Origin of the sequence: Lacticaseibacillus pantheris DSM 15945 = JCM 12539 = NBRC 106106 (genome assembly GCF_001311175.1) — a bacterium.
Taxonomy (GTDB): domain Bacteria; phylum Bacillota; class Bacilli; order Lactobacillales; family Lactobacillaceae; genus Lacticaseibacillus; species Lacticaseibacillus pantheris.
Genome location: NZ_BBAI01000001.1, coordinates 75,411 through 89,437 on the forward strand (window position 1 = coordinate 75,411; position 14,027 = coordinate 89,437).

Below are 14,027 nucleotides of genomic sequence, written 5' to 3' on the forward strand. Positions count from 1 at the left end.
ATATAAAATGTGGAAGAATGTCTCTTGGACACCAATAAAGGTTTATATATTTCCTTTCTTGATTGACATTCTGCATCTCACTTAGTCCCGTCATCATCAGTATTCCCACTTGGATAAACATCCGCACGACATTGACTGACTCTTGAACTATAAGGTATTAGCCATACCCAGAATGATTAATTGACCATGGCGTACTGGATTAAGTTTTCCACCGCGTTTTGGTCTCGGCGCATGTTTGCACCGCATTGATAACACATATATTGGTCGTGCCCCGTACGATGCAGACGATTGCCCTCTAAGGCAATCTTGTCCGCGCCAGTTTTGACGAAGGTACACTGCGAACAGCGCTGGGTGCTCGGATAGAAGCGATCAACCATGACTAGCTTAACGCCGTTCCATGTACACTTGTACTGCATGATTTCTTTAAACCTGCCAAATAACGAGCGATGCAAGTTTTTCGCTAAGTGTTTATTCATACGCATGTGCAAGTTATCGAGATCCTCAATCGCGACCACATCATTGGCCTGAACTAAATGGTGCGTAAACTTGTGCAGTAAATCCAGTTGAATTCGGGTCACCTTTTGATAATCCCGCTGCAACTTGGCTCTCGTTGCGCAGTAGTTATGGGACCGGAAATGGGATGGATTTGCTAATCGTTTACGCGCTAACAACCGTTGATAATGGGTGATACGCTCGTACAACCGCAATAACTTGGCAGTCATGGTCGAAACTGATTGGTAGCCCGTGGCGTCACGATAGTCAAAGCGGGCAATGTTGGCATCTACGCCGGTAACAACGTGCCCGTTTTTAATCGTGACACTCTCGTAAACCTCAACAGCTAGCGCAACGTAATAGCCATCAGCCTCTTCCACCACGGTCGCGGTTTTTAGCTGGCCAATCCAGCGTACTGATTCAGCCATCCGGATGTCATACCACGATGTACACCCCCGTGGTCGGTCTAGGCGCAGTCTATTGTTAAGCACCTGCGCCCGGTCAGTTGTGAATGTATTGCGTGACCGTTTCTTGGACTTAAACCGGGGTTGCCTGTGATTGGGCATTTGCGGATTGAAAAAAAATTCTGCCACCCTTGAGCTAAATCGTGTACTGCCAGCTGCAAGACCCTAGCTGAGAGTCGGTACTGCCAATCTTGCTTGTTGTTGACCAGCTCATTACGTACTTTACGTTCATTGGGCCGTAATGACTTATCGTCCATTAACAATGACTCATCATACATACTGTTCCATGTTTCGAGCGCCAGGTTATAGCAGTAACGTCGGTAATCAAATAGTCGCTGGAATGCGCGTTGCATGGTGGCATTGGGGTACAACTTAATCTTGTGTGTTTTAATCATTCTGGCTCACTCCCCAAACCTAAACATAAAGCACCGCAGCAACTATTCAACACCTTAAATTTTACGCCGGTCGTGAGGCACTCAACAAGCATGACTTGATAGTGTTTAGTAGGCTTTGCCTATTCTATGCGGTTTACAATTTGGAGAGTAAGCTATGGTTGTTCAATAATTGCAACAAATGATTGCATTTAGTCGCAACTACTACATCTGGGTATCAAGATGTCTTCCACTTAATTATTGCGTCTTGATAACACCCTATTATTACGCTTTGTTCCATGATTTAAAGTACAGTTAATTACCTCCACAAACAGATGGATCCACGAATCGACCCACCGGTTAGCAAAGCTGATGCTAGTCCCGGCGTAGGGCTGATCAAAGCCAAATTTGCCGTTTGGGCTCCGGTGTGCATGGAGCCGCGCCACCAACCGACCCAAATCCCGCTGGCTTCCGCGCCCACTGGTGAGGTAGGTCAACAGTAGAAAACCGTCGCGCGCAATGGTGCCCTGAGCCACCACGCGGGGAGCCAGCACATCCGCATCCGCAAAGGCGCGGAGCCCGGCCACCTCACCATCATAAAAGCTCCCCGGCTGACCGGGCTGTACCAGCAGAAAATAATCCTGCCCGTCCTGCGTCTGCAAGTGCCACGCTTGGTTCACGTCGCCGCCGCTCACTGGCGTGGCGACCGTGACCGTGGGGACGGGCAACGCCTGAAGCCAATCTTTATCCATCAAATCAATCCTTTCCGTCACCAATCCTAGGGCAAAGGGGCGGCGTAGCTACGCCACGCCGCCCCTTTGCCCTAACTAATTCCACTAACCGACATACTTGCCCACCACGGGGAGCATGCTCAGCACTGATTGCCCGTGCGGCGACTGCTTAATAGCCTCCGTCTGGTCCAAACCAGCGAGGTTGCCGTGGTGCTTGCCGGCCGCCCACTGGGGAATGGCGGTCACGTCGTAAACGGTACCCTCAATCGCAACGTATGCTGGGGCACCGTCCACGCCGTTAAACTGGGCCAACTCGGCCGCCGTAAATGTTTTATCTGCCATTTGATTGCCTCCTGTTGTGCTAATTAATATCATGATAGCTTACGCCTGTTATTTTACACCGTAATTAGCAAAAGTACGAGCAGTAACCGCATAATTATTAGTCTATCCGCGGCAGGTCCGTATGGTGCATAAAGTAGCCCCGACCACCGTCAACGGGCCACGTCTGACGGACATACTCACCGTCCACGCTGTTATCAATCCCGTCGGCAACCATAATCACGTGGTGTTGCTGACACTGGTGGAGAAATGCCATTACCCGCTTGGAAGTCTGGACACTTTGGCCCGCTGCTCGCAACAGCGCCAACGGTATCCGCACCCCGTCCAGCAATGGCAACAGTGATTCCACCATCATGTCGTCCCCGTCATCCGGAAAGGCCAGCACAAAGCCAACCGCTAGCTGCCGATAATCTGCGCGCAACGCGGCCAACTCCGTCAGCGTAACGGGTGCGTCCAACACGATGCGGAGCCGCGCTGGCCGTTTACCGGCCGCCAACAATGCTGCCAGACGCTCACGGGTCCGCCGCGCCTGGCAGTCACCGATGGTCAGGTGCAACGTCAACGCGACTTTGCCCATATCCTGTGCGACCTGCTCGACAAAGTCGCGTTGCTGTTCAAACGGGCGCGCCGTGTCGGACAACTGCCACTGATCCTTGGCCGCCAGGTACCGCGCCGCCAACACCTCCGTGGCGATGTCGTCGTGACCGGTCGCCACGGAACACACCTGCTGCGTGCAGTACGCGTACAACTGCTGCGGCTGCACCCGCGCGGTGTCGTGCAACGTCGTCCCCTCAACCGTGAGGGTATCACGGCCGTGTTGCTTACTTTGGTACAGGTTGTCGTCAGCCCGACGCAACAACGCGTCCACGTGGGTATCCTCCGGGCGCGCCGTGGTAATCCCACCCGAAATGGTCACCTGCAGCGCGTACTGCCGTGCGTGGTACGTGCTATGCTTCACGGCCGCCCAACAATTGCGCACGGTGGCCGTGGCCGCTGGCGCCGTGGTGTGACCAAAGATAATGCTAAACTCCTCACCACCAGTACGGTAGAGCTGGTGACGGCCGGGATGGTGATCCAGTTCATCCTGCAAGGTCGCGGCCACACTAATTAAAATTTCGTTGCCCGCCAGGTGCCCGTAGTGGTCGTTCACCTGCTTAAAATGGTCCACATCAATCGCGACCACCGTGAGTGGATATCCGTCCCTTTGCGCATCAATAAACTGTTGCTCAATATCGTGCTGAAAGATGGCGTACGTTTTGGCGTTGGTCAACGCGTCATAGGTGACCCGCCGTGCGTTCGTTGCACTTTGGCGTTCCTCCTGCCGCATTTGGGTGAGGTAAACGGCGGTCGCAATGACCGCGAACGCGTAGAGCAGGTTGGCCTGGACAACCAACTTTGGCGTCATGATGAACCCCGCAGTGGCGCTGGGAATCGTCACCCAGTAGAGGACGGCGATGCTCATTAGCCATACAAAGTGGGGCAAGATGTGGTAACGAATCTTTGGTCCGAGATACCAGGTGGCAACCGCCCACGCTACGGCTAGCACTGCCGACAGCACGCCGAGTGGTCCCCAGCCGAGCCCAGCGTGACTGAGGCCCCATACCGTCATCATGCCTGCCACGCGGAACAATAACTCGCTCGGCCAGATATCGGCATCCAGGATAATAAAAGTGACCACAAAGAGGCTCATGCCGTGTTGCACCAATCCGCCCACAGGTAAAAGCCGCCCACTGGCCATACGGTCGAAGAGCACGGCAATCACAATGGCCGCAGCTGGTGCGGTCAGACGCAGGATGCGATTGATCCCACTTTTTGCAGTTTTAGTTTGACTCAGCCAACGCCAAAAGCGTGAGTAATACCCCACGAATCCCAGGGCAAAAAAAGAGCATGGTGAGCCCCTGGGCAATCAGCATCGGCACGCTGATGCTAGTTGATGAAATTTGCACTCCCGTAGCCCCCAAAATACTAGTTAAACCAGCTGCCGCCTACTCCCCGTCCCCAAACAGGTCGTTTGCTGGTGGCATCTTTGGTGTGGATACATCCGTGGTCGGCGTATCCGCAAAGAGGTTTTCCGTGAATTCATACGCGTACATCGCCGCAAACAAGGTGTCGAGTGTGTAGGCCACCACCGCCTGGGTGGCAAAGGTCCCACCCTGAGGCTGCTCGCGCGTACTACGATCAGTGTTGATGGTCACGTCGGCCAGCGACGACACGGCTTCTTGTGGGTGATTAGCCAACAGGATGGTCGTAATCTGCCGGTCGTGTAGGTACCGCAACACGCGGGTAAACTCACCGGCCTGCGCGGTATCCATGAACAACACCGCCACGTCGTGCATATCCAGGTTAGTGGCAACGCGAGCAGCATCCGCGTAGTCCAACGCCGGGACGGCAAAACGGTTCAGTTTCACTAGCTCCCGTTGAAAGCTGCGCGCTTGCAGCTGCGCATCCCCCTGCGCAAAGATAAAGATGCGCCGCTTATTCAATAGAACCTGCGCCGCCTGTTGGATACCGTCTAAATCAAGCCGCTTCCGGGCATCAGCCACGCTACGTGACGTGTAGTTAGCGATGCTATCGGCAATGGCCGCAAGTGGGTCGGTTGCACGAAACGGCAACCCGGCGTCGGTGGTCGCAAAGTCGGGTGCTTGCTGCTCGGCGAGGCTCGCCGCCGCGGCTTTGAGTTCACCGAACCCGCTATAACCCAGCTTCTGCGCAAACCGCACAATGGCGGAATGTGAGGTGTAGGTCTCGGCGGCCATTTGCTCGGTTGTCGTCGTGGGAATGGTGGTCAGGTTTTGCTGAATATATTCGGCAATCCGCTGCTCAGCGGCGGTGGTGCCGGTTAATTGGTTGAGGTTGTCTATCAATGACATATCTTCGCCCCCTATCATGCCCATCATACCGCATTCTGGCGCGGGTTGCCCGCAATTTTAGTGATTGCGACGTTAGTGGTTGACGGCAGCGTTGGTTGAACCGGTGAGCTATGGCTTACGTGGGGTACTACGCGGTAACCACAGCTAGGGCGAAGGCTCCAACCCGCCAAACCCGGGCGTGTTTCCGCCGCGATTTCAAGCCTGCCCGGAAAAGCACCGGTCAGTCTCGAAATTCGTCGCGCCGTACGTCACTGCGTTCCTACGGCGGTACCCCCTGGCAGCGGTTACCACTCCGACCCCACACGCCTCCGCTCGCCGGTTCAACCAACGCGGCCTCACACTAATGTAACAACCGCGTCTCCGGACACGACGCCTTCACACCACCATCACTTTGCCGGTACTCCTCACTTCAAGATTTGGCCAGAGCGTTAAACTATGTCATAGCCCCAGAATCAAGGCAGGAAACGTACTACTCTATTATTAATCCATCCAGTTATTACAGACGCTCGACGCCAGAGTGGTTACCACTACCGGGGTGCAACACAGTAGAAGCCACAGCTTACCGGCCCAACCTACGCATTGTTTCGCACGAAACAATTACGATAATCGAACGGTCCAAAAAAAGCACCCCACCACTTGATGAGACGCTTCTTGCTATACTTATTCCTCTGCACAATTAAAAGCGCAAATAAGAACTTAATCGTAGTAACTTGTCAGCTAGGTTAAACAGTTACTTCTATATACTTTCCTCAACAAACGCCATAAAGATAGTCAAAATCAACATATCAGCCGAACCACCAAGACTCAAATTTTGCTGCATAAAATCAGTGTTCATCTTCCGCAACAGCATCTTTCCCGTTGTTGTGTGCGTACCACCAATCCTCAATATGGCTAGAGCCTGTCGTTGAGCCACTGGCAAGATAGATAGTGTTCCAGCACGATGAATGAGGTTAGTGTCGGTGAACTGACTCAAAATCGAAAGCAAACTATCAAGTAGCCTCTCGTTGAGTGTCCCTTGTGCACGTTGAAGCGTCGGCAGACCCACTTTGAAGACACTGGGAAAGCCTGCCTCGGCCTCACCCCGCACGCCGGTTATACCATGATCCAAATACAGCCTTTCCCCCGCCGTTAACGCAGTAGCAGGCTTTGCGGCCACATCGGAAAAGTCACTATCAGATAATCCTGCCAGCATAGTTTTAACTACCTGTGGCACCATCAGTTCCGGATGCCGTTGTTGATAAGCCGTAGCTGCCGTCAAAATTCCTAGCGAAAAAAATAGCACCCTTATGCGTATTAATACCGCCAGTCGCAGAAAACATCGCTTGCTCAGCCTTGACCCCTGCTGAACGTAATTCCTTAAACAATCCAGGTAGCTCGGCGGTCCACGAATCCCCCAATTGAGCACAAAGTTGCAAGTAGGGTTGCAGACTCAGGCTCGAGTCAATAAATGTAAAAACAGTCATATCTGGATGCGGACCGGAGCTGACCGGGTCGACTAATCCCGGTTTGGGGTTAACACTAACCTCATAGATCAAAGCACGGGTAGCAAAATTGGCTAGTTGGGCAACGGAGAATGACGACATAAAAAAAATCCTTTCACTTGTTTTGCAACATAAAATGACGCAACGTTTGATTAAATGAGTCGGGGACTTCGGCCATGACATCATGACCACAATTTTGAATCATTACTTCGTGTACCTGTGGGTTGCGACTACTTAACCATTGACCATATCCATTGTTGAAATACGGTGTCTGCGCTGCCGTAACAAACAATACCGGCGCTCTCTCGGCGACAATTTGAGCCCGCCAATCAGCCTGAAAGTGATCTGACAACAGCTTCATTCCCTGCTCACGGTCAAACGGACGGTGGCTCTCCGCACGAATGAAGGCGTCCGTTACTGCCGGCACCATACCACGTAATGTTTCGTGGCCTTGGCGCGGCTGCTGTAGCTGAACAGTAGCGTCCTAGAAGTCAACCCCCTGTACCCATACCGCCACTGGGCATCGTTAATCATTTTGGGAGATTGATCGACAACCATTATGCCGCTAACCATTAGCTCCGGATACTGCCTGCGCATTGCCCATATCACACTGGCCCCCATAGAGTGCCCAACCAGCAGCGGTCTTACGAGCTTTTGCTGCCGGATGACGTGGGCGAGGTCTGCCGCTAATTGCTCCAAATTAGTCGCCATTACTCCCGCGGACTCACCCTGACCATGATAGTCAAAGCAAACTGTTTGAACACCACGTCTGAACGCCGCCACTTGTGCCGTCCAGATTTCCTTGTAACTGCCAAAGCCGTTAACAAAGACGACTGGTCGCCCATCACCTACGACCGATATAGCCAAATTGGTCGTAGAAAAGGAATTTTGCATTAGTTTTCACCTACAAAGTGCCATGGATCCGCCGTTAATTGCGGTCCGCTGGCCGTTTTTATCATAATTCGCCGGTCACGATGCTGTGCGTATTCTTCCAGTGAAAATCCGTTTTGACCGTGTACAACCTGAATATCTGCGTGCGCTCCCGCTAGTTCCTGTAGTTGCCAAATTAACTCTTGGGCGCTCACTACCGACATTGGCCTGTCAGGTCGGGTCATAATCACATCCACATCGGATTCTGCACGCGCCATTTTTAAGCCCGTAACCAACTCAAATTGCAAGCTCCCACCGACTCCCCAATCGTATCCTTCCAGAAGTGGTCGTACAGATTTGAGCTTTTGAAATGCTGGTAGTTGGGCACGTGCAGCATCCAACTGGGGTAAAAGTGATAAGGCCTCTTGTGGGGTAATGGCTTCTGCCAATTGTGTGGTAGGTACAAAGGCAGCAAAGCGTTGAGACTTTTGATAGCCACGAAGCCAACCGGAATCCGGTCGGCCTGGGCACCCCGCCTTATAATTACGTACGGCGTCTCATTTAACATTGATGTGGCCCAATCAGGCAACGGCAGTGTGCTAGTTAAACCATTAATTGCCTTAAGCCGGACAAGTGTGTGCGGTGTTAAAGTTACCATTGCTGATCCATCATGGCGCGAACTTTGTTAGTAGCCTTACGCCCACCACTTTCACCATTCACGGCGATGTCATTGGTGTAACGGAAGGACAAGTCGCTCGGTGCATCTTCTAGACTCTTGAAGGTATCATTAAGCGCTGCTTTGACTGTAGCAACAGCATTGTCGTCAGAATCATATCCTTTAATGCCCTTAATCAATTTGTACAAAGAACCCAATTTTTGATAATTTTCAATGTCATACGCCATTGCGGGCACGTGTTTCGTTGCTTCTTCCAGCTCAGCAATTGTACGCTGAGTAATTCGGGCACTAGACGCCTTGCTCATCGCCTGAATTGTGATATCTAGATCATCGAGTGCGACCAACCGGTTGGACTGTAGTCCTTGGGTTAAGAAACCACCCGAAACAGCATCCCCAGGAATAAATGAAACAACTTTGTGGCCGGCCTGACGAGCCCGTGCGTAAGCGCTAGCCGCAGAAGCAAGTGCCATATGAATTCCAATCAGTTCTTCCTTGTAACCGTATGCCTGGCTAGGGACATCAACCACAATTACGATTGGAGTTTTATCAGCAATTGGTTTGTCCGTATCAGCTGCGATTAAATCATTAACCACATTACCCACGGTGTAACCTTCCTCCAGACCTGCTTCACCGTGCCGAACCCTTGGAAAACGGTTATTTTCATCTGGCACGATTGCCACATGTTCACGTCCGTCGGCCCGGGCGTGCAGGACCGTCGGCACATCACTTTGTGCGTTTTTTTTATGCCAGTGAGTAATTCAAACCAGTTACGTCCGCGCGATTTAGTGCCGGGATGAATACCACTCGTTGCGGGTTCTAAATGATGCGGCTTGGCAACGACTTGATTGAATAAATGATTATATGACGTGATATCTAGAGGCTTCTCTGGGTCGAGTTGATCAAGTAGGGTCAAGTAGAAATCTCCCCGTCGATCTCGATAGGAATCCTTTTTTTCATTAACCGCAGCAATGATAGCTGTCCGGAATGCGTTCACGTCATCATCGACAACTTCATCGATGATACCGGTCGCCTGGCGTTGCTTAGTGCCCAACGTGTTCCAGATCAGGTTTTTATCTGAAGAATCCCATTCCTTAACGCCAGCCTCCTGCTCAATCACTTCTGGCCCGTTCAAACCGATACGGGCCTTATCGGTGCCAATTACGTATGAAAGTAGCGCGTTAGTGATAGACATCCCACCAAACGAGCCCACGCGCCCAGGAACTAGACCAATAACCGGAACGTATTGCTTCAACGCAATAATCACGTTGTGAATTTCTGAAATTGAAAGTAGCCCGTAGTTAGCTTCCTGCAGACGAACACCACCAGTATCCAGTATAATCACCGGATAAATTGTCTTACCAGCCTTATTATCGGCTAAGGCATGTTCTAACGCGGAGACAATCTTCGCACCCGAAACCTCACCAATACCGCCACCTTGGAAAGCACCCTCAATGGCAATGATTACGGCATTCTTTTTATTCAGCTGCCCTTTCATGACCACAATACCATCATCCGCTTCAGGAACGATGTTTTGGGGCTCCAAATGTGGGGAAATCATGTTGTCAAAAGGACCAATTAATTCACGAGCGGTACCCGTATCAAGTAACACTTCTGCGCGCTGGCGAGCGTGCAATTCAACAAAACTATTGCTCATCTTTCAACGCCTCCATTGCCTGAGTAAGTCGCAGATTAACAACACCTGGGGTGGCACCAAAATCATTGATTTCAATTTCAGCTAGTAATGGGTACCGTGCGAAGAAACGGTTCAGCACGTTCTGCCAAACTTCCTTAAACCCATCACTACCAGTCACAATATTTAATTCAGACTCTTTTTTTATCCGTTGGCTTCATAATCACTTCAAGGTCTCCGGAAGCAACAACGCCAATGTGAATTGGATGTTCAATTGACTGCGTTGCTTGATAGTTAAAATGTAATTTTTCCATGATGGAACTCCTCTCCCGTTAGGCTGGATACAACCATAAGCACGCTTAAATTAGCAACTAGCAGTTATTGGTACTCACTAAATACTGCCAGCACACTCTTTAGCTCCAACTCCGAAACTTATCTGGTGGGTTGTACAACCCCTTAGACCACTTCACAAGGTCCTCCATATTCCGAGCGGCCAGTAATGACCTTGTCGCCTCATTGCGATTGACACCAAGATCCTCTGGGAAGGCCACAATACCACGGGCCCGCAGATCCTTCACCACAGCTGGATCAGATCGCAAACCAACTGGTGTAACGCCAGCGATAGCCTCAATTGCCGCCTGTCGTTCGGCCATAGAATCAGTTTTATACAGGTAGGCAATCCCTTCTTCGGTGACAATGTGCGTTGTATCCTCGGAATAAATCATAATGGGCACGTTCTGCAGTTTGGCTTCCTTGCGCACTTCAACAGCATCAAGTGAGTCAACAAATACCGGTCGCTTGTTGGAACCAAAAGTTTCGACCATCTGTACAACCAGTTTTTGGCCTTTACCCAGTGGATCGTTATCCGGTCGTAGACTCTGCCATGCAGGCGTAGAGTGACGACGTCCGGTTGGATTGGAACCCATGTTAGGGGCACCACCGAATCCGGATAACCGTCCCTTAGTCACCGTTGAGGAATTCCCGTACTGATCAATTTGCAGCGTAGAGCCAACAAACATATCTAATGCGTACTGCCCAGCCATCTGTCCAAAAGCTCGGTTAGAGCGCATTGTGCCATCCTTACCAACGAAGAAAACATCAGGACGAGCCGCAATGTATTTTTCCATGCCTACTTCGCCACCGAATGAATGAATGGATTGAATCCAACCTGATTCGATTGCAGGAATCAGTGTGGGCGTCGGGTTAACTTCCCAGTTAGGCACAATCTTTCCCTTCAGACCAAGCCGTTCGCCATATGTTGGCAATAACAGTTCAATGGCCGCTGTGTTGAACCCGACCCCATGGTTAACGGATTGAACATTGTGCTTTTCGTAAATCCCACGAATAGCCATCATCGCCATCAGTATCTGTAACTCGGTGATGTTCTGAGGATCACGGGTGAACAACGGCTCCAATTGGTAAGGTTCATCCGCTGGAATGATTACATCGACCCAGTCAGCAGGAATATCAACCCTTGCAACTTATCGACGACTTCGTTTGCCTGAACAATCACAATGCCATCATGAAAGGCGGCGGATTCAACGATTACTGGCGTCTCCTCGGTGTTGTATCCAGTGTACAAATTACCTTCGTGATCAACTTTGTCTGCCGCGACTAAAACAACATTGGGAATTAAATCAACATAGAGCCGAGCATATAATTCAAGATAGGTATGAATATCACCAACCTGCAAAGTGCCGTCAGCAATCATTTGCGAAACCCTTGTGCTTTGCGGGCCAGCAAAGGAGAAATCCATCTTGGAGGCGATACCATCTTCAAAAATATCCAAATGTTCTGGTCGGGAAATGCTACTCATAATCATGTGCAAGTAATGAACCTTTGCCGGATCAACTGAGGCCAGCATCTTCGACAGGAATGTCGCTTGCTTTTGGTTATCGCCCTCCAGAACGACTTTGTCACCCGGGGCAATTAACCCCTCTAAAACGGTCTTTGCATCAGTGGTTCTTGCAAACTTACCATCGATAAGATTACTAATTGCTGATAGCTTGTTTGCTTTAGCTTCGCGATGCGTTGTCCAATCACGTTCTTCACTCATTAGAAAGTACCTCTTTCCCATTTAGTTAACAAAAACACTGCATCCGATACATTCATCTGATCAAGATTGACCTGGCGCAGATCACCAAACTTTTGACCCAAAACCTTTCTAAAAGGTCGGCCAGGCGAAAAGTTAACGATACTATCAGGTTCATAATCGTGCGCAACACCCATCATGGCCTCAAAATATACAGGATGTGCCAGGTTATAGCTGAGATCTTCTCGCATCGCCGCGGCTTGCCGGACCGCACGTCCAGAATAATTCGTCAGGTAAATACCGGCCGGCTTTTCCAGTGGAACGTCCTTCATCGTAGTCGCCAATTGAGTACCAACCTTTGACATTAACGGTGAGTGCGAAGGTACCGGCACCATAAGTCGACGGGCGAGGCTAGCCCCGCTTTGTTTGGCTAAAGTAATTACCTGATCAATTGCAGATAAATCACCAGACAGTGCCGTTTGATCTTCAGCGTTCTGGTTAGATGCATAAACCGGATGTGCTGAGTTATTCACTCGTAACACGAGCTCCTCAACCTCAGAACGACTTAGCCCAACGACTACGCCCATCCCATACCCTTGCGGATAAGCTCCCTGCATTAGCTCAGCGCGTCGCTTAACCACACGGAACAGGTCGTCCTGGCCAAGACTCCCAATGGCGTAAGCCGCAGCAAACACCCCTAAACTATGTCCGGCAACAAGATGCGGCTTAAGGCCAGCTTCACGCATAGCATTGATTTGCGCTACCTGCAACAACTCGATGCTAAGTTGTAACTGCACTGAGTCCTGGTAAGCTTCATCAGAATCGTAAAGTTTAACGCCTAACAAACTCTCCACATGCTGACGCAAATCTGCATCCACATGTTTCAACATTCCAGCGCTTTGCCCTCCTTGACCAGGAAATATCCATAATGAATTCACGATTGACCCTCTCTCTATTGTGATCCGATCGCCCTCACGCATAAACTTTAAGTCAGAAAGATAGCGTTGTATAATGATTTTATCTTATATGTATAATCTACGGTTATGTATTGGGGGCAACTATGAATTTAGCTCAACTGCGAGGATTCGTTTATACTGCACAAGCTGGTAGCATCACCCAGGGAGCTCAGCAAGCATTTATCAGTCAGCCAGCAATGACCAAAATGATTCAAGAATTAGAAAAAGAACTTGGCGTTTCGCTTTTCAACCGTGTCGGGCGTGGTATACAAATCAACGATACGGGTCGCGTTTTTCTCAGCTTTGTGGAATCCGGCCTCGACCAAATTGAGGAGGGCATTGCCGCCGTCTCAAAACCCTCGACAAGTCAGCAGCCGATTCGTCTCCTAGTTGAAGTCGCTTCAGCATTAATACCCGACATCATCAAGACTATCCACTCTATATTCCCTGATACTCCGATTCAATTAACCCAACGAATTACGGCGGTTAACGAAACCCGCGACTTCGACTTTACCATCTCAACACGACCCCCACGTCGGGGCCAACGCTCAATTCCCCTATTGAGTGAAGAAATTCTCATTGGTAGTTCAGCCCCTCAACAGCCGGATTCTGCCTATATTTCACCGTCTTCATTGGTTGGCAAGCCTATCGTTTCACTAGGCTACCACACTCCGCTTCGCGACACCCTGGACCATTATTTTAGTAAACTCAATTTACACTTGAACTTCCAGTACGAATCCGATGATCCCGCCAGTATTCGTGCCATGTTGGCTGCTGGAATTGGAATTGGCTTTATTCCCTCTGTGACTTGGGCCGAGGCGGGCAAACAGCTACATATAGCACGAATCACTCCCGACCCACCGTTTCGGACCATTTACCTCACAGAGGGACAGCCTACTGAAGATGTACGTACGCGCAAAGTTGCCAATGCGCTAGTCACGCTGTTTGTATCAGCCAGAGCAAAAGCTTTGAAGATATAACCGGTTGGTATAATATCCCCACGAACACACGGCTCCATCCCAAAAGTAAAAGCTTGCAACTATTCGTTCAACTAGTTAAACTGATTCCGACAGCTCCCGCCGATCGGCCCTCACAAATCTGAACTAAGGTGGGAC

The 14,027-nt window shown here is 50.5% G+C and carries 9 protein-coding genes and 6 pseudogenes; 1 reads left to right on the forward strand and 14 read right to left on the reverse strand.

From position 1 onward, the window contains the following. Positions 1-176: 176 nt before the first annotated feature. The 14 genes and pseudogenes from JCM12539_RS00335 to JCM12539_RS00400 form a co-directional block, all read right to left on the reverse strand. Positions 177-1,351: pseudogene (locus JCM12539_RS00335) on the reverse strand (RNA-guided endonuclease InsQ/TnpB family protein). A gap of 302 nt (positions 1,352-1,653) precedes the next feature. After that, positions 1,654-2,082 (reverse strand): annotated as a pseudogene (locus tag JCM12539_RS00340) (fructosamine kinase family protein); the annotation flags it as partial. 81 nt (positions 2,083-2,163) lie between these two features. Beyond that, positions 2,164-2,400 carry a cytochrome b5 domain-containing protein gene (locus JCM12539_RS00345; RefSeq protein WP_054648366.1) on the reverse strand — a complete coding sequence of 79 codons (237 nt, stop codon included), beginning with the start codon at positions 2,398-2,400 and terminating at the stop codon, positions 2,164-2,166. A 97-nt stretch (positions 2,401-2,497) separates the two neighbouring features. Continuing rightward, positions 2,498-4,111: a GGDEF domain-containing protein gene (locus JCM12539_RS00350; RefSeq protein WP_162203964.1), complete on the reverse strand. Its 1,614-nt coding sequence runs from the start codon at positions 4,109-4,111 to the stop codon at positions 2,498-2,500. Positions 4,112-4,217: 106 nt separating this feature from the next. Beyond that, positions 4,218-4,343 carry a hypothetical protein gene (locus JCM12539_RS14425; RefSeq protein WP_263849706.1) on the reverse strand — a complete coding sequence of 42 codons (126 nt, stop codon included), beginning with the start codon at positions 4,341-4,343 and terminating at the stop codon, positions 4,218-4,220. Positions 4,344-4,382: 39 nt separating this feature from the next. After that, positions 4,383-5,267, reverse strand: coding sequence for a MurR/RpiR family transcriptional regulator (locus tag JCM12539_RS00355; protein ID WP_054648370.1), 885 nt, complete (start codon positions 5,265-5,267; stop codon positions 4,383-4,385). A gap of 736 nt (positions 5,268-6,003) precedes the next feature. Beyond that, positions 6,004-6,850 (reverse strand): annotated as a pseudogene (locus JCM12539_RS00360) (triphosphoribosyl-dephospho-CoA synthase). A 13-nt stretch (positions 6,851-6,863) separates the two neighbouring features. Continuing rightward, on the reverse strand, positions 6,864-7,178 hold the full coding sequence (locus JCM12539_RS13635; protein ID WP_225350140.1) for an alpha/beta fold hydrolase: 315 nt from the start codon (positions 7,176-7,178) through the stop codon (positions 6,864-6,866). Continuing rightward, positions 7,163-7,642 carry an alpha/beta fold hydrolase gene (locus JCM12539_RS00370; protein ID WP_054648372.1) on the reverse strand — a complete coding sequence of 160 codons (480 nt, stop codon included), beginning with the start codon at positions 7,640-7,642 and terminating at the stop codon, positions 7,163-7,165. Before JCM12539_RS00370 ends, JCM12539_RS13635 begins: the two co-directional genes overlap by 16 nt. Next, positions 7,642-8,067, reverse strand: coding sequence for a phosphoribosyl-dephospho-CoA transferase MdcG domain-containing protein (locus JCM12539_RS13370; protein ID WP_082405248.1), 426 nt, complete (start codon positions 8,065-8,067; stop codon positions 7,642-7,644). The genes JCM12539_RS00370 and JCM12539_RS13370 overlap by 1 nt, the downstream gene beginning before the upstream one ends. Before the next feature lie 202 nt (positions 8,068-8,269). Then, positions 8,270-9,948, reverse strand: a pseudogene (gene mdcD / locus JCM12539_RS00385) (biotin-independent malonate decarboxylase subunit beta). Next, positions 9,938-10,238: pseudogene (locus JCM12539_RS00390) on the reverse strand (malonate decarboxylase subunit delta). The pseudogenes mdcD and JCM12539_RS00390 overlap by 11 nt, the downstream one beginning before the upstream one ends. 99 nt (positions 10,239-10,337) lie before the next feature. After that, positions 10,338-11,980: pseudogene (mdcA, locus tag JCM12539_RS00395) on the reverse strand (malonate decarboxylase subunit alpha). Next, positions 11,980-12,894 carry an acyltransferase domain-containing protein gene (locus JCM12539_RS00400; RefSeq protein ID WP_054648378.1) on the reverse strand — a complete coding sequence of 305 codons (915 nt, stop codon included), beginning with the start codon at positions 12,892-12,894 and terminating at the stop codon, positions 11,980-11,982. Before JCM12539_RS00400 ends, mdcA begins: the two are co-directional and overlap by 1 nt. 122 nt (positions 12,895-13,016) lie before the next feature. Here JCM12539_RS00400 and JCM12539_RS00405 point away from each other — a divergent pair, with 122 nt between their 5' ends. Further along, entirely contained in the window at positions 13,017-13,892 is an 876-nt protein-coding gene (locus JCM12539_RS00405; protein WP_054648380.1) for a LysR family transcriptional regulator, read from the forward strand. Positions 13,893-14,027: the final 135 nt, after the last annotated feature.

Bases quoted from the DNA above. Each gene is read 5' to 3' on its own strand.
- JCM12539_RS13635 (WP_225350140.1), bottom strand. From the start codon at position 7,178: ATGGTGCCGGCAGTAACGGACGCCTTCATTCGTGCGGAGAGCCACCGT.
- JCM12539_RS00355 (WP_054648370.1), bottom strand. From the start codon at position 5,267: ATGTCATTGATAGACAACCTCAACCAATTAACCGGCACCACCGCCGCT.
- JCM12539_RS00345 (WP_054648366.1), bottom strand. From the start codon at position 2,400: ATGGCAGATAAAACATTTACGGCGGCCGAGTTGGCCCAGTTTAACGGC.
- JCM12539_RS00405 (WP_054648380.1), top strand. From the start codon at position 13,017: ATGAATTTAGCTCAACTGCGAGGATTCGTTTATACTGCACAAGCTGGT.
- JCM12539_RS00370 (WP_054648372.1), bottom strand. From the start codon at position 7,642: ATGCAAAATTCCTTTTCTACGACCAATTTGGCTATATCGGTCGTAGGT.